The sequence below is a fragment of the Actinoplanes teichomyceticus ATCC 31121 genome (assembly GCF_003711105.1).
Lineage (GTDB): Bacteria > Actinomycetota > Actinomycetes > Mycobacteriales > Micromonosporaceae > Actinoplanes > Actinoplanes teichomyceticus.
Map to the genome: position 1 here is coordinate 1,489,045 of NZ_CP023865.1, position 19,505 is coordinate 1,508,549.

At 72.7% G+C, this 19,505-nt stretch carries 19 protein-coding genes; 15 read left to right on the forward strand and 4 right to left on the reverse strand.

What is annotated here, in order from left to right:
• Positions 1-224 precede the first annotated feature (224 nt).
• Together ACTEI_RS06830 and ACTEI_RS06835 are read left to right on the forward strand one after the other, a co-directional pair.
• Positions 225-944 (forward strand): magnesium transporter MgtE N-terminal domain-containing protein, encoded by a 720-nt coding sequence (locus tag ACTEI_RS06830; protein ID WP_164465870.1) that lies wholly within the window; start codon positions 225-227, stop codon positions 942-944.
• A 179-nt stretch (positions 945-1,123) separates the two neighbouring features.
• A complete protein-coding gene (locus tag ACTEI_RS06835) occupies positions 1,124-2,122 on the forward strand; it encodes a LacI family DNA-binding transcriptional regulator (RefSeq protein ID WP_122976864.1) in 999 nt (332 codons plus the stop codon).
• Positions 2,123-2,158: 36 nt separating this feature from the next.
• On the opposite strand, the gene ACTEI_RS06840 is transcribed toward ACTEI_RS06835, so the two are convergent.
• Entirely contained in the window at positions 2,159-3,694 is a 1,536-nt protein-coding gene (locus ACTEI_RS06840; RefSeq protein WP_122976865.1) for a UxaA family hydrolase, read from the reverse strand.
• A 293-nt stretch (positions 3,695-3,987) separates the two neighbouring features.
• Here ACTEI_RS06840 and ACTEI_RS06845 point away from each other — a divergent pair, with 293 nt between their 5' ends.
• Together ACTEI_RS06845 and ACTEI_RS06855 are read left to right on the forward strand one after the other, a co-directional pair.
• Positions 3,988-4,314, forward strand: coding sequence for a hypothetical protein (locus ACTEI_RS06845; protein WP_122976866.1), 327 nt, complete (start codon positions 3,988-3,990; stop codon positions 4,312-4,314).
• Between the two features lie 300 nt (positions 4,315-4,614).
• The gene (locus tag ACTEI_RS06855; RefSeq protein WP_122976867.1) at positions 4,615-4,809 is read left to right on the forward strand and encodes a hypothetical protein; all 195 of its coding nucleotides are present in this window, start codon (positions 4,615-4,617) and stop codon (positions 4,807-4,809) included.
• 54 nt (positions 4,810-4,863) lie between these two features.
• Here ACTEI_RS06855 and ACTEI_RS06860 read toward each other — a convergent pair whose 3' ends face one another.
• Together ACTEI_RS06860 and ACTEI_RS06865 are read right to left on the reverse strand one after the other, a co-directional pair.
• On the reverse strand, positions 4,864-7,788 hold the full coding sequence (locus ACTEI_RS06860) for a hypothetical protein (protein WP_122976868.1): 2,925 nt from the start codon (positions 7,786-7,788) through the stop codon (positions 4,864-4,866).
• Between the two features lie 168 nt (positions 7,789-7,956).
• On the reverse strand, positions 7,957-8,514 hold the full coding sequence (locus ACTEI_RS06865) for a hypothetical protein (protein ID WP_122976869.1): 558 nt from the start codon (positions 8,512-8,514) through the stop codon (positions 7,957-7,959).
• Between the two features lie 280 nt (positions 8,515-8,794).
• On the opposite strand from ACTEI_RS06865, the gene ACTEI_RS06870 reads away from it, so the two are divergent.
• From ACTEI_RS06870 to ACTEI_RS06905, 8 genes are all read left to right on the forward strand, one after another.
• The gene (locus ACTEI_RS06870) at positions 8,795-9,655 is read left to right on the forward strand and encodes a GDSL-type esterase/lipase family protein (RefSeq protein ID WP_122981963.1); all 861 of its coding nucleotides are present in this window, start codon (positions 8,795-8,797) and stop codon (positions 9,653-9,655) included.
• Between the two features lie 331 nt (positions 9,656-9,986).
• A complete protein-coding gene (locus ACTEI_RS06875) occupies positions 9,987-12,467 on the forward strand; it encodes a rhamnogalacturonan lyase family protein (RefSeq protein WP_203723564.1) in 2,481 nt (826 codons plus the stop codon).
• Between the two features lie 43 nt (positions 12,468-12,510).
• The gene (locus ACTEI_RS06880; protein ID WP_122976870.1) at positions 12,511-13,710 is read left to right on the forward strand and encodes an extracellular solute-binding protein; all 1,200 of its coding nucleotides are present in this window, start codon (positions 12,511-12,513) and stop codon (positions 13,708-13,710) included.
• Entirely contained in the window at positions 13,707-14,063 is a 357-nt protein-coding gene (locus tag ACTEI_RS06885; protein WP_122976871.1) for a hypothetical protein, read from the forward strand. The genes ACTEI_RS06880 and ACTEI_RS06885 overlap by 4 nt, the downstream gene beginning before the upstream one ends.
• A gap of 76 nt (positions 14,064-14,139) precedes the next feature.
• The gene (locus tag ACTEI_RS06890) at positions 14,140-14,574 is read left to right on the forward strand and encodes a YbaB/EbfC family nucleoid-associated protein (protein ID WP_145830815.1); all 435 of its coding nucleotides are present in this window, start codon (positions 14,140-14,142) and stop codon (positions 14,572-14,574) included.
• On the forward strand, positions 14,571-14,876 hold the full coding sequence (locus tag ACTEI_RS06895; RefSeq protein WP_122976873.1) for a hypothetical protein: 306 nt from the start codon (positions 14,571-14,573) through the stop codon (positions 14,874-14,876). The genes ACTEI_RS06890 and ACTEI_RS06895 overlap by 4 nt, the downstream gene beginning before the upstream one ends.
• The gene (locus tag ACTEI_RS06900; RefSeq protein ID WP_122976874.1) at positions 14,873-15,868 is read left to right on the forward strand and encodes a WXG100 family type VII secretion target; all 996 of its coding nucleotides are present in this window, start codon (positions 14,873-14,875) and stop codon (positions 15,866-15,868) included. The genes ACTEI_RS06895 and ACTEI_RS06900 overlap by 4 nt, the downstream gene beginning before the upstream one ends.
• 53 nt (positions 15,869-15,921) lie before the next feature.
• The gene (locus ACTEI_RS06905) at positions 15,922-16,698 is read left to right on the forward strand and encodes a hypothetical protein (protein WP_145830816.1); all 777 of its coding nucleotides are present in this window, start codon (positions 15,922-15,924) and stop codon (positions 16,696-16,698) included.
• 24 nt (positions 16,699-16,722) lie between these two features.
• On the opposite strand, the gene ACTEI_RS06910 is transcribed toward ACTEI_RS06905, so the two are convergent.
• Positions 16,723-17,172 carry a protein-tyrosine phosphatase family protein gene (locus ACTEI_RS06910; RefSeq protein WP_122981964.1) on the reverse strand — a complete coding sequence of 150 codons (450 nt, stop codon included), beginning with the start codon at positions 17,170-17,172 and terminating at the stop codon, positions 16,723-16,725.
• A gap of 43 nt (positions 17,173-17,215) precedes the next feature.
• Here ACTEI_RS06910 and ACTEI_RS38120 point away from each other — a divergent pair, with 43 nt between their 5' ends.
• The 3 genes from ACTEI_RS38120 to ACTEI_RS06920 all read left to right on the forward strand — a co-directional run bounded on the left by ACTEI_RS38120 (position 17,216) and on the right by ACTEI_RS06920 (position 19,503).
• Positions 17,216-17,356 (forward strand): hypothetical protein, encoded by a 141-nt coding sequence (locus ACTEI_RS38120; RefSeq protein ID WP_239082223.1) that lies wholly within the window; start codon positions 17,216-17,218, stop codon positions 17,354-17,356.
• Between the two features lie 62 nt (positions 17,357-17,418).
• On the forward strand, positions 17,419-17,583 hold the full coding sequence (locus ACTEI_RS38125) for a DALR anticodon-binding domain-containing protein (RefSeq protein WP_372443221.1): 165 nt from the start codon (positions 17,419-17,421) through the stop codon (positions 17,581-17,583).
• 120 nt (positions 17,584-17,703) lie between these two features.
• Positions 17,704-19,503 (forward strand): bifunctional metallophosphatase/5'-nucleotidase, encoded by a 1,800-nt coding sequence (locus ACTEI_RS06920; RefSeq protein ID WP_122976876.1) that lies wholly within the window; start codon positions 17,704-17,706, stop codon positions 19,501-19,503.
• Positions 19,504-19,505: the final 2 nt, after the last annotated feature.

Consider the following 19,505-nt stretch of genomic DNA (forward strand, 5'->3'; position numbering starts at 1 on the left):
CCCCTGCCCACGCCCGCCGCTAGCCCGGTCACACCTACGGCGCAGCGGTTGGGGCGAGACGCTGCCCACGAAGAGCCAGGTCGGCGCGGCATCCGGACCGTCGATATAGATGATGTTCGCGGCAGGTCGCGGGTGTTAGTCCTATCGGGCGGCGTTCGGCCGGATCGTGAGAGGTGAGAGTCATGCTGCCCGGTGGGATGATGCCGATAACCCCGTTGGCGGTGATGATCCGCCGGACTCCGCCGCAGTCCGCGATCAGCATGCTGACCGGCCTGCCCCCGGAACGGTTCGTGGCCGTGGCCGCCGCCCTGGGTGGGGCGGACGTGGCCCGGCTGATGCTGGCCGCCAAGCCGGACGGCCGGGCGCGGTTGCTGGAGATGTTCGCCGACCGGGAGCTGATCCGGGCCACCTCGGCGGTCACCCCCGAGCCGGCCGCCACGATGCTGGCCGGGCTGCCGGTGTCCCGGCTGCGCGGACTCTTCGGCGAGCTGCCCGAGCCGGTCCGGTCGGCGCTGCTCACCGCCCTTCCCGCCGAGCGGCGCGACGAGCTGCTCGGCGAGCTCGACAACGGGCAGGCCCAGGGCGCCCGGGCGGCGTTGTACGAGCGGGCGGTCACCGCCGCGCTGCGACGCGCCAACACCGAGGTGACGGTGCCCGCCGGTGCTCCCGCGGGCATCATGTACGTCCGCGCGTACCACCGGCTGGTCGCGGTCGCGGTGTGCCGGGGCGACGACGGCCGTACCGGGGTGCCGGCGGCCGAGAACGCGGCCTACCGGCTGCGGGCCCACGGCGCGCTGTGCGTCACCGACCAGCCGATCGATCCGCAGGTGCGGCGCTACTGCGGGGGCGCTCGTGAGCAGGGCCGCCCGCTGGACGTGGTGACCTGGGCCGGCGAGCGCCACGACGGCCACCTCAAGCGCACCCTGGCCACCCTGCTGTCCTGACCGGCGGCGCGGGCGGTCGCTGAAACCTTGTTGGGAACGAATGCGGGCACATCCCGGGCGTGACACCTGCGGGATCGTCCCGGACGGCATCGCTGCTGAGAGCGGCGATGAAAACCTGTGCAGCACCGATCCGATAGACTCCGCCCCGCATCATCACCGACCGTCGGGAGGGGCCCACCGTGGCAGCGACCGTGAGCGACGTCGCCCGGGCGGCCGGGGTCTCGGCCTCGACGGTCTCCCGCGCGCTGACCGGCGGGACCGTCAGCCCGGCGACCCGGGAGATGGTGATGGCGGTGGCGAGCCAGCTGGGCTACCAGCCGAACCGGGCGGCCCGCGGCCTGATCACCGGCCGCACCGGCAACCTCGGCCTGATCGTCCCCGACCTGCGCAACCCGTTCTTCGCCGACGTGGTGAAGGGGGTCACCACCCGGGCCCGGGCGCTGGACTGCGGGGTGTTCATCGCCGACACCGACGAGGATCCGCGCGCCGAGCTGGAGGCGGTGGCCGCGCTCAGCCGCAACACCGACGGCCTCCTGCTCTGCTCCCCGCGGGCCGGTGACGACGAGTTGCTGGAGGTGGTGGAGCCGGCGAGCACGGTGCTGATCCACCGCCAGGTGCCCGGCATCCCGTCGGTGGTGGCCGACATGGTCGACGGCACCCGGCAGGCGATCGCGCATCTGCACGCGCTCGGGCACCGCCGGGTGGCGTACGTCGCCGGGCCGGAGGACTCGTGGGCGAGCCGGCAGCGGCAGGCGGCGCTCGCCGACGCGCACGCGGACGTGGAGATCCTGCGCCTGGGGTCGGTGGCGCCGACCTTCCAGGGCGGCGTGCTCGCCGGTGACCTGGTGCTGGCCAGCCCGGCCACCGCCGTGGTGGCCTACAACGACATGGTCGCGCTGGGGCTGCTGCACCGGCTGGCCGCGCGCGGGATCTCGGTGCCGGAGCGGCTCAGCGTCGTGGGGTACGACGACGTCAGCCTGGCGACCATGAGTCATCCGCCGCTGACCACGGTTGCCGTGCCCAAGGGCAGGGCCGGGGCGGCCGCGCTGGACATGGTGCAGCGGCGCATCGGCGGCGCGGGCGGGCGGCCCCGCGCGTCGCAGGCCGCGCCGGAGCAGGAGATCGTGCTGGGCACGAGCCTGGTGGTCCGCTCGTCGTCCGGCGTCGCCGGCGCCTGACGGCGCAGCGGGCGCCCCGCCGCCGGCCGGTGGTGCTCAGGTCACCGCGCCCAGCTGCCACGGGACGAATTCGTCACGGCCCAGGTCGAGCTCCTCGCTGACGGTGGCCCGGCCGGACGCGACCGCCAGCACGGCCTCCAGGATCTCTGCGCCGACGCTGTCGATCGTGTCGGTGCCGGCCACGATCCCGCCGGCGTTGAGGTCCATGTCCTCGCGCATCCGTTCGTACATCGGGGTGTTCGTGGCGACCTTGATGCAGGGCACCGGCTTGGTGCCGAGCACCGAGCCGCGGCCGGTGGTGAAGACCACGACGGTCGCGCCGCCGGCGACCAGGCCGGTGACCGACACCGGGTCGTACCCGGGGGTGTCCATGAAGGTGAAACCGGAGGCGGTGACCCGCTCGGCGTACTCGTAGACCGCCGTCAGCTCGGCGGTGCCGCCCTTGGCGACCGCGCCGAGCGACTTCTCCAGGATGGTGGTCAGCCCGCCGGCCTTGTTGCCGGGGGACGGGTTGTTGTCCAGGGTGCCCCCGCCGCTCTCCACGTACCTCTTCCACCACTCGATCCGGTCCAGCAGCCGCCGGCCGACCTCCGGGCTGACCGCGCGCCGGGTCAGCAGGTGCTCGGCGCCGAACACCTCGGGGGTCTCCGCCAGGACGGTGGTGGCGCCCTGCGCGACCAGCAGGTCGGAGGCGCGGCCCAGGGCCGGGTTGGCGGTGATCCCGGAGTACCCGTCGGACCCGCCGCAGTTGAGCCCGAGCACCAGTTTCGAGGCCGGCGCGGTCTGCCGCCGGCGCTGGTCGAGCTGCTCGATCAGGCTGCGCACCACGGCGGAGCCGTCGCGCACCGTGGCCCGGATGCCGCCGTGCTCCTGGATCACCATCTGCTCGATCAGGGTGTCGGCGGGCGCCGGCAGGTCGGCCAGCACGGCGTCGGCGGCCAGCATCTCGCAGCCGAGCCCGAGCACGAGCAGGGCGCCGATGTTCGGGTGGGCCGCGTAACCGCGCAGCGTGCGGCGCAGCATCCGGCCGCCCTCGCTGGCCGGCACCATCCCGCAGCCGGAGTCGTGGGTCAGCGCCACCACGCCGTCCACGTTCGGGCAGGCGTCCATGACCGGGCCGCGGAACTGGTCGGCGATCATGCGGGCGGTGGAGGCCGAGCAGTTCACCGTGGTCACGATGCCCACGTAGTTGCGGGTGCCGACCGAGCCGTCGGCCCGGACGAAGCCCTCGAACGTCCGGGTCCGCGTGGCCGGCGCGATCGGGACCCGCGCGGTGCCGAACTCGTACCGGTGCTGGACGTCGTCCATGCCCAGGTTGTGCGCGTGCACGTGCTCACCCGGCCGGACGTCGGCGGTGGTGCGGCCGATCGACTGCCCGTACTTGTGCACCCGGGCGCCGGCCGGCAGCTCGCGGACCGCGAACTTGTGGCTGCGCGGGACCTCGGTGGCGATCGTCAGCAGCGTGTCACCGTGCCGCAGGGCGAGGCCGGGGGCCAGGTCCCGGGTGGCCACCGCGACGTCGTCGCCGGGGCTCAGCAGCAGGGCGTGGTCGGTGAGTTCAGCGGCTGTCATGCCGCGCCTCCTTCGGTGTTCGCGGTCGCCGGGCTCGCCGGCGCGCCGCCGCCGAGCCGGGCGGCGTCCCGCGCCGGGGGTGATGCCGAGGACGGACACGCTTCGTAGCCGCGGGGGTGTGCACCCGGCCGGGCGACGGCACCCCGGCGGCGGTCCGGCGCGAGCATCGGAAAGACACTCTCCCGGTGGCGGCGGCACCGTCGTGAAAACGTGCGGGAACGTTTGCAAAATGCATCATCGCATGTGTTTCCATTCGTCGTCCAGATCGGGAGCGCGCTGAACGCGAGCGCCAAGTGGCACACCCGGAGCCTGCCCGTGGTCCGCGACGCCTGGCCGACCGGGCCGCGCCGCTCAGCGTCTTCGCCCTGGCCTGCCTGCTCGCCGGGTATGCCGGCGCGCTCGGCGAGGAGCCGGTCCGCGACGACGAGGCGGTGGTGGAGCTGGTCCGCGCCGAGTTCGATGCCGCCGGCCCGCGGCGGCGGCTGACCGTGCTGCCCCGGCTCGGGTGGCCGCACGTCGATCCGGCCAACCTGGGCCGGCTGGCCGGGGAGACCGCGGCGCACGTGCGGGCGCTGCTCGGCGGCGACCCGGCGGCCGTGGTCCGCGCGCTGGTCGGCTGACGCGCCGGCCGCCGGTCCGTACGGGGAATGCGGCCGCCGTGCACTCTTTATGGAATCGTTTGCAGTAATTGCTGATAGTGTCTTTCGGCTGATTCAGGAGTGACGGGACCCGATTATCGACCAACCGGCCGGCCGGATCGTGCCGGTCGTGGTGGCTCGATGCCGCCGCGGACGCCGGACCCCTCGGCGACGCCCTCACCGGCGGTGGGCTGCCCGTCGCGGAGCCCACGCTGCGTACACCGGAGGCCACCTCCGGCGGGCCGGCCGCGATCCGGCTTCGACCTGGGCTACGTCGGCCACGTGGCGAACGCCGACCAGACCGTGAGCGTCCTGCACGGCATCAAGGCCCTGCAGACGGCCGTCCCGTTCGTGGCCGTCCTGCTCGCCGTGCTGGTGCTCTTCCTGCTCTACCCGCTCACCGACAGCAAGGTCACCGCGCTGGTGCGCGAGACCCAGCAGCGCGAGGCGGCCGAGGCCGCGCAGCCGGGCGCGTGACCCGGCCGGCACCGGGGCCGGCGCGACCCGCGCCGGCCCCGGTGCCGAGCCACCTCAGGAGTGGGACACCGTGAAGCGGTGTCCGGCCTGCGTGGTCCGCGTGCCGTCGGCGGTCCGGCCGGTGACCAGCGCCGTGTAGGCGCCGGCGGCGGACGGGGTGAACGTCACCTGGGCCGAGCCGTCGTCCGCGGCATCGACCGTGCCGGCCAGCACCGGCGCGCCGCCGTCGGGGACGAACGCGTAGTCGTACGAGACGACACCGGCCGTCCCGCCGCTGAACCGGAAGGTACCCGCCGTGCCGGGCGCCCCCGCCTCGGTGTCGGCCGGGTACCGGTCCGAGGTGATCAGCGGCCGGGTCCCGACCGTGAACGGCACGGCCACGGCCGGCGACACCGAGCCGTCGGTGAACTCCCGCTGGACGTACAGCGTGTGCGCGCCGGTGCGGTCCGGCGTGTACGCCACCGAGGTCATCCACGCGTCCGCCTCCACCGGCGCCTCGTGCAGCGGCCCGTCGTCGACCCGCCAGAGGTACCTGGCGGTCACGTCGCCCAGCGTGTAGGCGTAGAAGCCGAACTGTCCCGGCACGCCGAGACCGCCGGCCGGCTCCGCCCAGTCGGCCGGCCACGGGTTCTCCACCTCGACGCGCGGGCTGTCCGCCGACAGCGAGACCGACCGCGGGTCGGAGGCGGCGCCGTCGGCAGCCACGCTGACCACCCGTGCCTCGATGGAGTAGTTCCAGTCCTCGGGCACGTCCAGGGTGATCGTGGCGGTGCCGTCGGCGCCGGCGGCCACCGTGCGCTCCTCGGCGTCCCGGTCGTCGTAGGGGTTGTCGAACGAGTACCGGAACGCGGTCGCCCCGGCCAGCGCCGAGGTGAAGGTGAAGCTCGCCGGGCGGTTGTGGACCAGCCGCTCGTCACCGAACGGGCCGCGCACGGTCAGCTGCGGCGCCGAGTCGAGGTGCAGGGTGTACTCGGTCGGCGGGGACAGCGTGCCGTCGCTCAGCCGCGCCCACGCGGTGAAGACGCTGTCGCCGGCGTGGGTCGGCACCACGTCGACGGAGACGTACGCGCCGTCGACCGTGGTCTGCGGGCCGCCGTCGAAGCGGTAGACCATGCCGGTGACGTCCGGCAGCTCGGAGGAGACCGACACCGAGATCGGGTCGCCGACGTGGGCGCCCCACGTGTTGGCGTACACGTTGGGGTGGGTGTCGATCACCCGGAACGACTCCTCGGCGAGCTGCGACCGGTTGCCGCCGGCGTCCACCGAGGAGACCCGGATCCTGTAGTGGCCGCCCTGTTCCGGCGTCCAGTTCAGCACCGCGGCGCCGTCCGCGGCCGCGTCCACGCGCTGCTGCTCGCCCGGGCCGCCGAAGTCGCGTTCCAGGTCGTAGAGGTAGGCGACCACGCCCGTGGTCCGCGGCGCGAAGGTGAAGCTGCCCGGCCTGCCGGCGACCGGCGAGTGCATCCAGCCGAACTGCTCGGAGCTGATCGCCGGGGCGTCGCTGACCGAGATGCTCTGCGTGTCCGAGCCGATCATCTTCCGGCCCGCGTAGGTGCGCGTGACGACGGTCTTGACGCCGGTGCTGTCGAAGACCAGGTCGTCCTCGCCCGTGCCGTTCACCGCGGGCACCCGCTTCTCCGGGCCGCCGTCGACGGCGTACCCGAAGCCGGTGGCCTCGGCGGCGGCCGAGTGCAGCGTGATGTGGCTGGTCAGGCCGACGCCGCGGACGTCGATCGTGGCGGACGGCGCGGTGTTGCGCACCTCGTACTCGTACCGCACCCAGGGGCCGCGGTTTCCGGCCGCGTCCACCGCGGCGACCTCCAGCCGCCCGGTGCCTCGCATACGCGGCGTGATCGACACCTTGCCCCGGCCCCCCGGGTGGTTGGCGACCACGTGCTGGACCAGGCCGCCGTCCAGGGCGCTCCAGTCGAAACCGGTGACCTCCAGGTCGCCGCCGGCGTCGAAGACGAACGTGCCGGGCACGCCGGGGCCGCCGGTGCCGGGGTGGTCGTCGGTCGGGTACTGCCTGGACGACACCAGCGGCCGGGTCGTCGGCGCGGTCCGGTCGACGGTGAAGTAGCAGGTCCGGCCCCACGGGCCGGCGTCGTCGTAGTCACGGCCCTGCGCGCTCCAGGCGACCACCGTGCCCTCGTCGAAGCCGCTCAGGTCGAAGCTCGGGCTGGTGGTCTCCCGGCGCTGATCCGGGTGGTCGACCGGCCAGTACGCGAACCAGCGCCGCGCGTAGTCGAGCGGATCGGCGTCGGTGACCGTGGCGTCGGCCTGCATCCAGGTGCCGGCCGAGGGGTGCCTGGCCGGGGTGCCGCAGCCGGCGTCCGGGTACTTCAGTTTCAGGCCGCTGACCTTCGGCGCGTGATTGGCCGCCCAGCTCAGCCCGGCCTGGCGCATGGTCCGGCCCAGCTCGGCGTCGGCCTCCGCGCCCGCGGCCAGCCGGACCTCGACGGTCAGCGACTTCTCGCCGCGCGCCAGCGCCGCCTGGACCTGGGGGAGCATGTCGACGTCGAGATAGGCGCCGGGGCAGATGACGCCCTTGCCGTGCGCACGCTCGGCGAGCAGTTCGAGCTCCCTGGGCGGGCGCTGCCAGGTGGTGGTCGCGGTGACCGGCCTGGTCCGCCACACCTGGATCGGCGCCGTCCGGGCGCAGGAGTTCACCGTCCGCTCCGAGGTGTAGAAGGTCACCCGGTGCAGGACCTGGCCCTTGAGCGGGGTCAGGTCGTAGGTGAAGAAGGCGCGCCCGGTGTGCTGCACGCCGTCGGCGTCCCGGCTGGTGCCGATCAGGTAGTCGCCGGACGGGTTCGGGTTCGGTGTGGACGGCCGGGCTTTGTCCAGATAGGTCCACGTGGTCAGGTCGGCAGAGTCGTAGTTCATGGCCTGCGCCGGGGTGGCGAGACCGGCGAGGACGGTGGTGGCGCTCAGCGTGGCAGCGGCCGCGGCCAGCAGCGCCCGTACGCAACGATGCATGATTTCTCCCCGATTCCCCGCCGGGCCGGAGAGCCGTGCGGGGGGCGAGGGAGCCTAACATCGATGATGTTGCGGCGTGGGCGCGCCGCGAAGGGGGCCGGGGGACGGCATCCGGGCGGCACGCGGTGAGCCGCGGGTGTGCCGCCCGGAGCGGTCATCGGTACGCCGTCAGACCCGGCACTGCCAGGAGCCGGCGTCGCGGTAGTCGGCGAACCGGTCGATCGTCGCGCTGCCGCCGACGGTGTGCCGGCAGACCGCGGGCAGGCTGACGTCGAAGTACGTCGGCCCGCCGCGGCTGTAGTTGACGCAGTGCCAGTCGTAGACGGTCGTGCCGGTCAGGATCGAGGCGCTGTGCCCGGTCGCGACGCAGTAGTCGTCGATGGCCGGCGTGACCACGGTGGGCGTCACCCGCCAGCACCGCACCGAGGTGGGGTCGGTGAAGCTGCCGATCCGGTCGACGGCGTCGCCGGTGCCGTAGGCCGAGCGGCAGGCGGCCTCGAAGGTCAGGTCGTGCCGGCTGCCGTCACCGGCGACGCAGTGCCAGTCGTAGGCGGTGGCTCCGTCCAGGGCGGCGCCGGCGTACCCGATGGAGCGGCAGTAGGCGCCGAGGTCGAGCCCGCCGAGCTGCTGGGGCGTCGTGGACGCCGCGGCGGCCGGGCTGATCGCCGCCAGCACGCCGGTGAAGCCGACGAGCAGGGCGAGCAGCACCTTGCTGAGCGAACGCATAGCTCTCCTGATCTATCCGAAGATGTCCGGCACAGCCGGGTCCATCCTCTTTGGACATGGGCAGGCCCAGCCTAGGGCGATGACGGCTTTCTGCAAGCACTTGCAAAGAGAACGTAACCGCAACCAGCCAATGATTCATCTTGCAGTCATGATGATCTGACGATCCTCCGGCCGACGGCTTCACGACAGCCTCCCGCCGCGGTTCGGCCGTTCGCTCCATTCATACGTATGATGGCGGCACGTGTTCTGCCCGTCACCGTCGGTCGATCCGGGGGGAATGATGCCGCGTCGCTGGCACCTCGCCGCACTGGCCCTGCTCGCGGTGTTCGCGCTGGCCTGTGAGGGCGGCGCCGGCGCGGCCGACCCGAAGCCCACGATCACCCGCAGCAAGGCGCCGGCCGGCTACCCCGCCTCGATGGCGGCGCTGGGCGACTCGATCACCGCCGGGGTGGGCAGCTGCCTGGCCTATCTGGCCTGCAGCCGGAACTCGTGGGCGACCGGCGCGGCCAGCGGCGTGGACAGTCACTACCGGCGGATCCTGGCGCGGCACCCGAAGATCAAAGGTCATGTGCACAACTTCGCCGAGCCGGGCGCCGAGGCCGGCGCGCTGGCCGGGCAGGCGGCCCGGGCGGTCGACGCCAAGGCGCAGTACGTCACGGTCCTGATCGGCGCGAACGACGCCTGCGCCGGGCGGCTGCGGGACATGACCCCGGTGGCGACGTTCCGCGCCCGGGTGGACCGCGGGCTGGCCCGCCTGAAGAAGGGGCTGCCCCAGGCGCGGGTGCTGGTCGCCAGCATCCCGGACCTGTACCGGCTGTGGCAGGTGGGCCGGGACGACGAACGGGCGCTGCGGGTGTGGCGTACCGGCGGGGTCTGCCCGACGATGCTGGCCGATCCGGCGTCCACGGCGAGCGACGACGACCGCCGGCGGCGTGCGGTGCGGGACCGGATCGACGCCTACGACGACGAGCTGCGCAAGGCCTGCGCGGCGTACGGCAGCCGGTGCCGCTGGGACGGCGGCCGGGTGCACGACGTGCGGTTCACCCTCGACCTGGTGAGCACGATCGACTTCTTCCACCCGAACCTGGCCGGGCAGAACGAGCTGGCCCGGGTCACCTATCCGCGCCGTTTCGGCTGGTGACAGCGCGCGTGGCGAGCCCGGCCCGGCCGCGGTCGGCGCCGACGAACGCGCAGCACATCGCCCGGGACGACCGCTTCGGCGAGGCGCCTACGAGGCGCTGCGGTACGCGCGGGACCCAGGCGCACATCGGCGTCGGAGCCCGGCTGATCCGCGACGGCGCCGGGGGAGGTCTCCCCGCAGGGCCGGGTGCGGCGGGTGAGCGGCCGGTGTAGCCCGGGTCATAATTTTGCAGCGCGGCAAAGCGATCAGCTGGCGAAACGGAACGGCCCGTCGCCGCCGCCGTCAACGGCGCGCAACGATCGATACACAGTGACCTCCTACCTTGCGCGCCATGAGACGCGCATCCGCGGCGGTCACGACCGGCCTCGTGCTGGCCGGGCTGGCCGTCACCCCGGCCTCCGCCGCCAGCCGGCCGACCGGCCCGCAACAGCCGAAACGTATCGTCGAGTCGCTCGACCGGGGCCTGGTCGCGGTGCCGGCCGAGGGCGGCGGCACCTTCCTGAGCTGGCGGCTGCTGGGCACCGAGTACGGCGCCGGCGTCGCCTTCAACGTCTACCGGGGCTCGCGCCGGCTCAACAGCCGCCCGATCACCGCCTCCACCACCTTCACCGACCGCTCCCGCGGCTCGGGCGCGTACACCGTCCGCGCCGTGGTGCGTGGCCGGGAGCGGGGCGCGAGCGCCGCCGCGTTCACCCCCGGCGACATCCCGCTGGCCGCCGCGCCCGGCTACTACGTGCAGCACGCCTGGCCCGGTGACCTGGACGGCGACGGCCGCTACGAGATCGTGGTGTCCCGGCTCGCCACCGATTTGGACAAGCCGAACTACCTGGAGGCGTACACCCTGGCCGGGCGGCAGCTGTGGCGGGTCGATCTCGGCCCGGCGTCGTACACCCGGGGCGGTGGCAACGCGGCCAACGATCCGCCGCCGGCCGCGATCAGCGGCTACGGCGACGTCGCCGGGTACCGCAACGACGACAACGTCACCGTCTACGACCTGGACAGCGACGGCCGCGCCGAGGTGGTCGTGAAGACCGCGAACGGCACGACCTTCGCCGACGGCGCGGTGATCCGCTCCGACGATCCACTGGACCAGTTCGTCTCGGTCGTCGACGGCCGTACCGGGGTGGAGCGCGAGCGGGTCCCGGTCGCCGCCGACCTCGCCGCCGACGGCCCCTCCGGCGGCCAGTACGGCGTCGGCTACCTCGACGGCGTGCATCCCAGCCTGATCACCAAGCAGGTGGTCCGGGCCGGCGCGAAACGTGGCGACTTCCGGGTCCTCTTCGCGGCCTGGGACTTCGACGGACGGGACCTGACCCGCCGGTGGACGTTCGTCCGCGGCGCCGTCGGCACCAGCTTCCACCAGCTGCGCGTCGTCGACGTCGACCAGGACGGCCGGGACGAGATCGCGGACGGCAACTACGTGGTCAACAGCGACGGCACGTTCCGCTACGTGGTGCCCGGCGCCGTGCACGGGGACCGGTTCCACATCGGTGACCTCGACCCGAAGCGCCCCGGCCTGGAGGGCTACGCCATCCAGCAGACCGAGGGCGGGATCTTCACCGCCTTCCCCTGGTACTACTACGACGCCTCGACCGGTGAGCGCCTGCTGACCGGCTCGCACCCGGACGTGCCGCAGGACGCCACGCTGTGGGACGTCCCGCGGGGTACCACCGCGGACATCGACCCCACCCACCCCGGCTACGAGTTCTGGGCCGCCACCGCCGCCCCGGACCTGCCCGGCGCCGGGGTCTGGAGCACCGCCGGTAAGCGGATCTCGACGGCCACACCCAGCGTGAACTTCCGCATCTGGTGGGACGGCGACACCGGCTCCGAGCTGCTGGACAACACGTACGTGGAGAAGTGGGACTGGCGCAAGCGGACCAGCTCCAAGATCTTCGAACCGTCCGGCGTCGTGTCCTCGTGGCGCAACGCGGTGCCGTTCTACGGCGACATCCTCGGCGACTGGCGTGAGGAGTACCTCGCCGAGACCAGCGACCACACCGCGCTGCGGGTGTTCACCACGAACATCGCGACCAGCACCCGGTTGTACACGCTGGCACACGACCCGGCCTACCGCCTGGGCTGGACGGTCCGGGGCTACCTGCAGTCCACGCTGACCGGCTTCTATCTCGGCTTCGGCGGCAAGGCCCCGCGCCGGCCGAACATCCGGACCACCGCCGCCGCGGACCGGGCCTGGCAGGTGATCGCCGAGGACAACTTCGTCACCGACAGCGGCAGGTGGTCGGCCGAGCTGCAGAGCGGCGGCACGGTCACGGCCCGCGACGGTGTGCTCGACGTCGACGTCCCGGGCGGCGCGACGGTCTGGCTCAAACAGGAGCTGGCGGGCCCGTACGAGATCGAGTACACCGCCACCCCGATCGCCGCGGGCGGCCCGAACGACCTGGTCACCGACCTGAACTCGTTCTGGAACGCCCGGGACGCGCGCTCCCCGGACGACATCTTCGCGACCACCCGCCACGGCGCCTTCGCCGAGTACGACCACCTGCGCACCTACTACGCCGGGCAGGGCGCCAACCTCAACACCACCACCCGCTTCCGCAGGTACGTGGGGGAGCCCGGCAACCGCCCGCTGATCTACGACTACACGTCGCCGCTGATCGAGGCGAACGTCGGGGTCCACGTGCGGATCGCGGTGGACGGCTCGCGCATCCGCTACTACAGCGACGACCGGCTGGTCTTCGACTACACCGACCCGGACCCGTACCGCAGCGGCTGGTTCGCCTTCCGTACCGTCGCCAGCCACTTCCACATCCAGGACTTCACCGTGTGGAGGCCGCCCACGGCAGCCTGACCGGTGGAGGTCAGCCTGGCGTTCATCGAGTAATGTAAATCACATGCCGGACCTGTATTCGCGGCGCTCGTTCATCGCCGGGGTCATCACCTCCGGAATGCTCTCCACCACCGCTGGATATCTGCTGACCCGCCGCACCCCGGTGACCCTCACCCTGGTCACCGGGGGCGACGCGACCGGCGGCCGGAACCTGCTGATCAACCTGTGGAACCGGTTCCACCCCGACGTGACGCTCGAGGTGCTGACCGTCAACAGCTCCACCCGCGACCAGTACGACACGTTCGCCGGCACCCGGGCCGACATCTACAACCTGGACGTCATCCACATCCCGCGCCTGGCGGCCCGGGGCCGGATCGCGCCGATCGAGGCGCCGGACGGCATCACGCTGCTCGACCCGGTGCAGCGGATCAGCCAGGTCGAGGAGGACTCGACCCGGCTCTGGGCGGTGCCGTTCAACACCGACGTCGGGATGCTCTTCCGCCGCATCACCGACAAGCGGGCCCCCGACCCCGAACCCCGGATCGGCGACCTGATCGCCGACGCGCGGCATCCCGGCCAGTTCGCCGGCCAGCTCGCCGTCGAGGGCTCCACCACCGGCGAGGCGTTCGTGATCAACGTGCTGGAGCAGGCCCTGGCCCAGGACCCGACGATCCTCGACGAGCGCGGCGTGGTCTCCACCAGCCTCGGCCAGTGGCAGCGGGCGCTGGCCCCGCTCGCCGACGCGCTGCGCGCCGGGCGGATCGTGACGGCGGCCGGCGAGGAGGCCACGAACGCGGCGTTCCAGGAGCGGAATCTGCGGTACATGCGCAACTGGCCGGTCTGGTACCCGGCGATCGACCGGGTGGAGCGGGACAAGAAACCCGGCACCGCGGCGATCCGCCTCGGCCGGCTCCCGATCGGCATCCTGGGCGGCCAGTGCCTCGCGGTGGCCGCGGACACCGAGCACCGCGACCGGGCCGAGGCGGTGATCCGCTTCCTGACCGGGATGCCGGCGCAGAAGCTGCTCGCCACCTACGGTTTCGCCCCCACCGCCGCCGAGGCCTACAACGACCCCGAGGTCCGGGCGACGATGCCGCACCTGGACATCGTCCGGTCCGCGGTGGAGGACGCCCATCCCCGCCCGATGCGGCCCGGGTACGCCGACTTCGCGCAGGTGTTCCGCCAGCACACCGTGGATTACCTGTACCGCCGGGTCGAACTCACCGACGGATTCGTCGAGGCCATGCAGAAGGCGTTGCGGTGAGCGCGGGGACCGGCCTGCAGGCCTGGCTCGTACCGGTCTTCGTGACCGCGGCGATCATCCTGGTCGAGACGGCCGTCTGGCTGGTGACCAGCCGGCGCAGACCGACCCCGCAGACCGCCACGGTGGGTGACCGGCGGGTCCAGACGCTGGCGCTCGGCCTGCTGGTGCTGCTCGCCCTGGCGGTCGCCGGGATGGCCGGCCTCGGCCCGAACCTCGCCGACCAGCTCGCCAGCGTGATCGCCGCGCTGCTCGGCGGCGTGTCGGCCTTCCTCACCTACCTGTCCTACAAGTCCACCCAGACGCGCCCGGAACCGGATCGGCGGGAGGAGATCCCGACGACCCGTGACCGGTGAGCACGCCGATCCGGCGGTAAGATCGCCGCCCTTACGATGACGGGCGGCTCACTGCCGCGACACGGGGAGGCGACGGGTGCGACGCGAGGCTCCGGCGGACTGGTTGGCGCGGACGGTCCGCGACACCATGTCCCGGATCGACCGGATCAACGAGGCACGGGACCGGATCGCCGAGATCAGCGGCGCGGCCGAGTCGCCCGGCGGTGAGGTACGGGTCGTGGTCACCCCGGCCGGGCTGGTCCGCTCGCTGGAGTTGAGCCGCACCGCGTACCGCCTGTCCCCGGAGGTCCTCGCCGACCTGATCGTGGAGACCATCCGGCGGGCGGCGGCCGACGGGGCGTCGGCGCTGACCGAGACGTTGCAGCCGGTCGCCGGCGCCGACGTGGATCTCCAGTCGCGGTTGCAGGGCTACGCCGGCGCCGACGAGCAGACCCTGAACGGCGCCCGGGAATCGCTGCGGGCGATCTCCCGCGAGGTGCTCGACCGGCCGGCCGGAGGTGCGGCGCGATGAGCTTCGAGGTGGAACCGGAGGTCCTGGACACGGTGGCGGCCGGGCTGAGCGCCGACGCCCAGGCCCTGCAGGCGCAGGTCGCGAAGCTGCAGGACGCCGCGGTCACCAGCGACGCGTACGGCCGGATCGGCGCCCTGGTCGGGGTGAACACCGAGTACCAGGAGCTGCTCGGGGAGGCGACCCGGGAGATCGCCGAGGCGGCCGCGGTCCTCGACCGGGCCTCCGCCCTGCTCCGATTCAACGCGGAGTCCTACCGCAGCACCGACGCCGCGCACGCCGAGCAGTTCGGCAAGGTGCGATGAGCGACGGCGTCGCCGGCACCCTCTACCACGGCGTTCAGCAGGCCGGCAACGTCCTGCAGCGGGCCAACGGCCTGGTCAACACGGTCAACACCGTCATGGACGCGATCCTGTGGCCGTTCGTGCAACCGCTGATCGAGATCTTCGAGATGTGCCTCGGTGATCCCGAGCAGCTCCAGGCCAAGGCCCAGGTCTGGGACTCGGTGGCCGCGGAGCTGGACCGGGTCGCCGACGACGTCGCCCGGCAGGGGCAGGCGCTCGCCGCCGGGTGGAAGGGTGAGGCGAGCACGGCCGCGCAGCGGCAGCTGGCCGAGCAGGAGAAGGACCTGCGCGAGATCGGCAAGCGCATGCGGGAGGAGGCCCGCACGCTGGAGCAGACCGCCGAGATGCTCGCGGCGTACGAGGACCTGCTCCGCGACGTGATCCGCGAACTCGTCGAGTGGCTGATCGTCGAGTGGATCGTCGCGCAGATCCTCGCCCCGGAGACCGCCGGCCTGTCCGAGGTGGGCTTCCTGGGCGCCGCGGCGCCGGCCACCTCCTCGCTCTTCGCGATCCGCTGCCTGGAGATCCTCAACGAGCTGCGCAAGGGCCTCTGGTACACCCGCAAGTACTACCACCTGTGGAAGGAGGGCAGCTTCGCCGAGAAGCTGGCCGCCAAGCTGATCAAGAAGGCGGTCGCCACGCCGATCGGCGCGCTCACCGGTCTCAACCACTCCGTGATGGGCCCCTTCACGACCATGGCCGGCGACCTGATGCAGTACGGCGTGCAGGTGGCGGCCGGCGAGTTCGACGACCGGCGCAGCGGGGTGGACGGCAACGACGACCCGCTGCGGAGCAGGATCAGCGAGTACGTCGATCCGATCGCGGACCGGGCCGACCCGTACCTGGACCGGGCCGAGGAGACGGCCGAGCCGTACGTGCGCAAGGTCCAGGAGACCGCCGAGGAGTACGTGACGAAGGTCGGGGAGACCGCCGAGCGCTACCTGCCGCGGTGACGTCGACCGGCCTCGCGCGTCCGCCGCGGCCGCAAGCAGCGAAGGGAATCGTCGTGAACCACATGGCGAACGTGTCGGAGGACGACCACGGCCCGGCCGGGGAGGCGATCCGGGCCGCCCTGCGTCCGGGCGAGCGGCTGCGCGAGCACAGCCATCTGCTGCGCTCGCCCGGCCTGGAGCAGGCGCCGCCCGGCTCGGCCGCGATGCTCAACGCGTTCAACCCGTTCGCCGGGTTCGGTAGGGCCGCCCGTGACGAGGGGGTCGGCAAGGCGGTACTGGGCACCGCGTTCGGCCTGACCCAACAGGAGTACTCGCCGTCCGAGCTGATGGCCAAGGACCGGCTGCTGCGCACGTACGGGCAGACCTTCTGCGGGGTCCCGGACAGCGAGGCCGGCCGGCTGCTGGCCGCGCTGCGCCGGCACGCGAACGTCGAGATCGGCGCCCGCCCCGCCTGGGTGGCGCTGACCGACCAGCGCCTGGTGGTCCTCGCCGACCCGGCCCCGGGCCCCGAGGAACTGCCCCATGCCCACCGGCCGCTGCGGGTGCTGCTGCACTTCGCCGGGCGGCTCGCCGTGTCGCTGTGGCGCCTGGTGTCGAGGACGCCGAGGCGGGAGCGGCCGCAACAGCGCTACGGCTACTCCGGGGCGGCGCTGTCGCCGATCTTCGAGTGTCCGGCCACGACGGTCGTGACCAGCCCGGCCCCGCCGGCCGGTCCGATGCCCCGGGTGGCGCTGACCTTCGCCGACCGGTCGTGGCTGGTGGTCTCGCTGGGCACCGGCGCGGCGGCCGCGCGTCTCGCCGCCGCCCTGGGGCCGGACGTACCGCGCTGATCCGTCTCGGCCGACATCGGCTGCTCAGTCCGCCCGGATCTCCGGGAAGCGCGCGACGAAGCGTCGCTGCCAGGGCGTTTCCACCGCCCGGCGGTGATAGCGCGCGCGGACGAAGGCGACCGCCTCGGCCGCGGGCACGCCGTCCAGCACGGCCAGGCAGGCCAGCGCGGTCCCGGTCCGCCCCCGGCCGCCGCCACAGGCGATCTCCACCCGCTCATCGCCGGCGCGGCGCAGGGCCTCGGCGAGAACCGCTTTCGCGTACGACGGGTCGGCCGGCAACCAGAAGTCCGTCCACCGCACCCACCGTGTCTCCCAGCCGAACTCGGGTGGCGCCGAGCCCAGCAGATAGACGCCGAACCGTGGTGGATGCCCGGACGGCATCGGCTCGCGCAGCCCACGGCCCCGCACCAGTCGCCCGGACGGCAACCGGAGCACCCCGGCGCCGTCGCTCTCCCAGCCGGGTTCCTCGTTCATCGCCGGCACACTACCCGGCCGTACCGGTGCGGGCGGCCGGCCCGTGCTCGCGCCCGCGCTGGAGGCGGTGGCCGGACATCCGGTGGACCCGGCCGTCCGGTCCTCGCCGCACGCCGACCTGGCCACGGATCGGCGGCTGGGTGTCGCGCCGGTCGCCGCCCCGGAGCGGGTGGTGATCGACTAATCCGGGCCGAACGGGGCCAAGGAGATGCACGTCGGGCACCTGCCGGGAGGCCGGCGGGCTACCTGCACGACCTGGCCGCGGCGTTCTCGGTGTTCTGGGAGCGGTGCCCGGTGCTGCGGGCCGAGCCGGACGTGCGGGCCGCTCGGCTCGGGCTGGCCGACCTGACCGCGCGGACCCTCCACACCGGAATGTCGCTGCTGGGTATCGAGGCCCCGGACGAGATCTGAGCGGATGTGACGACGATGCGACCCTGAGTTGATCGACCATTGGGTTGATCCACCGTTAGGGTGCATGCTTTGCGGCGTGCCCACGAACGCACGCACCGAACACCCTGCGAAAGGTTCGCAATGACGCTTCCCAACGGCGTATCGCGGCGCGGCGTGCTGGCAGCCTCGGCGGCCGCCGCCGCAGCGCCGCTCGCCTTCCCGGCCTCCGCACAGGCCGGCGGCAAGGGGCCGAAGCCGCCGAAGACCCCGGAGACGTACCACCTGACCGTCCTGGGCACCTCGGACACCCACGGCAACGTGTACAACTGGGACTATTACAAAGACGCCGAGTACGACGACTCGGCGCACAACGACGTCGGCGTCGCCAAGCTGGCCGCGCTGGTCAACAAGCTGCGCGCCGAGGCGACCGGCGGCACGCTGGTGCTCGACGCCGGCGACACGATCCAGGGCACCCCGCTGGCGACCTACTACGCCAAGCAGGAGCCGATCACCGAGACCGGCGCCAAGCACCCGATGGCCCGGGCCATGAACGTGCTGCACTACGACGCGATCACGCTGGGCAACCACGAGTTCAACTACGGTCTGCCGCTGCTGAACCTGTGGATCCGCCAGCTCGGCTTCCCGGCGCTCGCCGCGAACGCGGTCAGCGCGAAGACCGGCAAGCCGGCGTTCACCCCGTACATCATCAAGAAGGTGTCGCTGGGCCGGCACGCGCCGACCCTGCGCGTCGGCATCCTCGGCCTGACCAACCCGGGTGTGGCGATCTGGGACAAGGGCAACGTCGAGGGCAAGCTGAAGTTCCTCGGCATGGTGGAGACCGCCGCCAGGTGGGTGCCGATCATGCGGGCCCGTGGCGCCGACGTCGTCATCCTCTCCGCGCACGGCGGCGACAGCGGCACCTCCAGCTACGGCGACGAGCTGCCGAACGAGAACCCGTCCGCGCTGATCGCGCAGAACGTCCCGGGGATCGACGCGATCCTGTTCGGCCACGCCCACAACGAGGTCGCGCAGCGGTTCGTCACCAACACCCGCACCGGCGCGCAGGTGCTGCTCTCCGAGCCGTCGAAGTTCGGCCAGCGGCTCACCAGGATGGACTTCACGCTGGTCCGCGAGCACGGCCGCTGGAAGGTCACCACCAAGGCGTCGGCCACGCTGAACACCAACACGGTCGAGGCCGACCCCAAGGTGCTGGCCGCGGTCCGGAGCCAGCACGCCAAGACCGTGGCGTACGTCAACCAGGTGGTCGCCGCGTCGACCACGGAGCTCTCCGCCGCCACGTCGCGGTACGAGGACACCCCGATCCTGGACTACATCAACAGGGTGCAGACCGACACGGTGACCGCCGCGCTGGCCGGTACGCCGTACGCGAGCCTCCCGGTCCTGTCGATCTCCGCGCCGTTCAGCCGGACCGCGGTGTTCCCGAAGGGCGACGTCAAGATCAAGGACGTCGCGGGCCTGTACATCTACGACAACACCCTGGAAGCGGTCGTGCTGACCGGCGCCGAGGTGCGGGCCTACCTGGAGTACTCGGCGAAGTACTTCCGGACGCTGCCGGTCGGCGCCCCCGTGGACCTGGCGACCCTCAGCGACAGCTCGGTGCCGGACTACAACTACGACACCCTCTCCGGTGTCGAGTACGACATCGACATCAGCAAGCCGGTCGGCAGCCGGATCACCCGGCTGCAGATCAACGGCGTGGACGTCGCTGCCGACGCGCAGTTCGTGGTCGCGGTGAACAACTACCGGCGCTCCGGCGGCGGCGCGTTCCCGGGCATCGTGAAGACCCAGGTCTACAACGAGCAGAAGGAGATCCGCCAGCTCCTGATCGACTGGGCGCAGGCCAAGGGGCGGATCGACCCGGCCGACTTCTTCGTGAAGAACTGGCAGCTGGTGCGGGAGGGTGTGCCGGTCACCTTCTGACC

Coding starts and splice junctions, on each gene's coding strand:
- ACTEI_RS06875 (WP_203723564.1), top strand. CDS start 9,987: ATGAGACGCGCATCCGCGGCGGTCACGACCGGCCTCGTGCTGGCCGGG.
- ACTEI_RS06920 (WP_122976876.1), top strand. CDS start 17,704: ATGACGCTTCCCAACGGCGTATCGCGGCGCGGCGTGCTGGCAGCCTCG.
- ACTEI_RS06840 (WP_122976865.1), bottom strand. CDS start 3,694: ATGACAGCCGCTGAACTCACCGACCACGCCCTGCTGCTGAGCCCCGGC.
- ACTEI_RS06900 (WP_122976874.1), top strand. CDS start 14,873: ATGAGCGACGGCGTCGCCGGCACCCTCTACCACGGCGTTCAGCAGGCC.
- ACTEI_RS06830 (WP_164465870.1), top strand. CDS start 225: ATGATCCGCCGGACTCCGCCGCAGTCCGCGATCAGCATGCTGACCGGC.
- ACTEI_RS06865 (WP_122976869.1), bottom strand. CDS start 8,514: ATGCGTTCGCTCAGCAAGGTGCTGCTCGCCCTGCTCGTCGGCTTCACC.
- ACTEI_RS06860 (WP_122976868.1), bottom strand. CDS start 7,788: ATGCATCGTTGCGTACGGGCGCTGCTGGCCGCGGCCGCTGCCACGCTG.
- ACTEI_RS06895 (WP_122976873.1), top strand. CDS start 14,571: ATGAGCTTCGAGGTGGAACCGGAGGTCCTGGACACGGTGGCGGCCGGG.
- ACTEI_RS06880 (WP_122976870.1), top strand. CDS start 12,511: ATGCCGGACCTGTATTCGCGGCGCTCGTTCATCGCCGGGGTCATCACC.
- ACTEI_RS06870 (WP_122981963.1), top strand. CDS start 8,795: ATGCCGCGTCGCTGGCACCTCGCCGCACTGGCCCTGCTCGCGGTGTTC.
- ACTEI_RS06910 (WP_122981964.1), bottom strand. CDS start 17,172: ATGAACGAGGAACCCGGCTGGGAGAGCGACGGCGCCGGGGTGCTCCGG.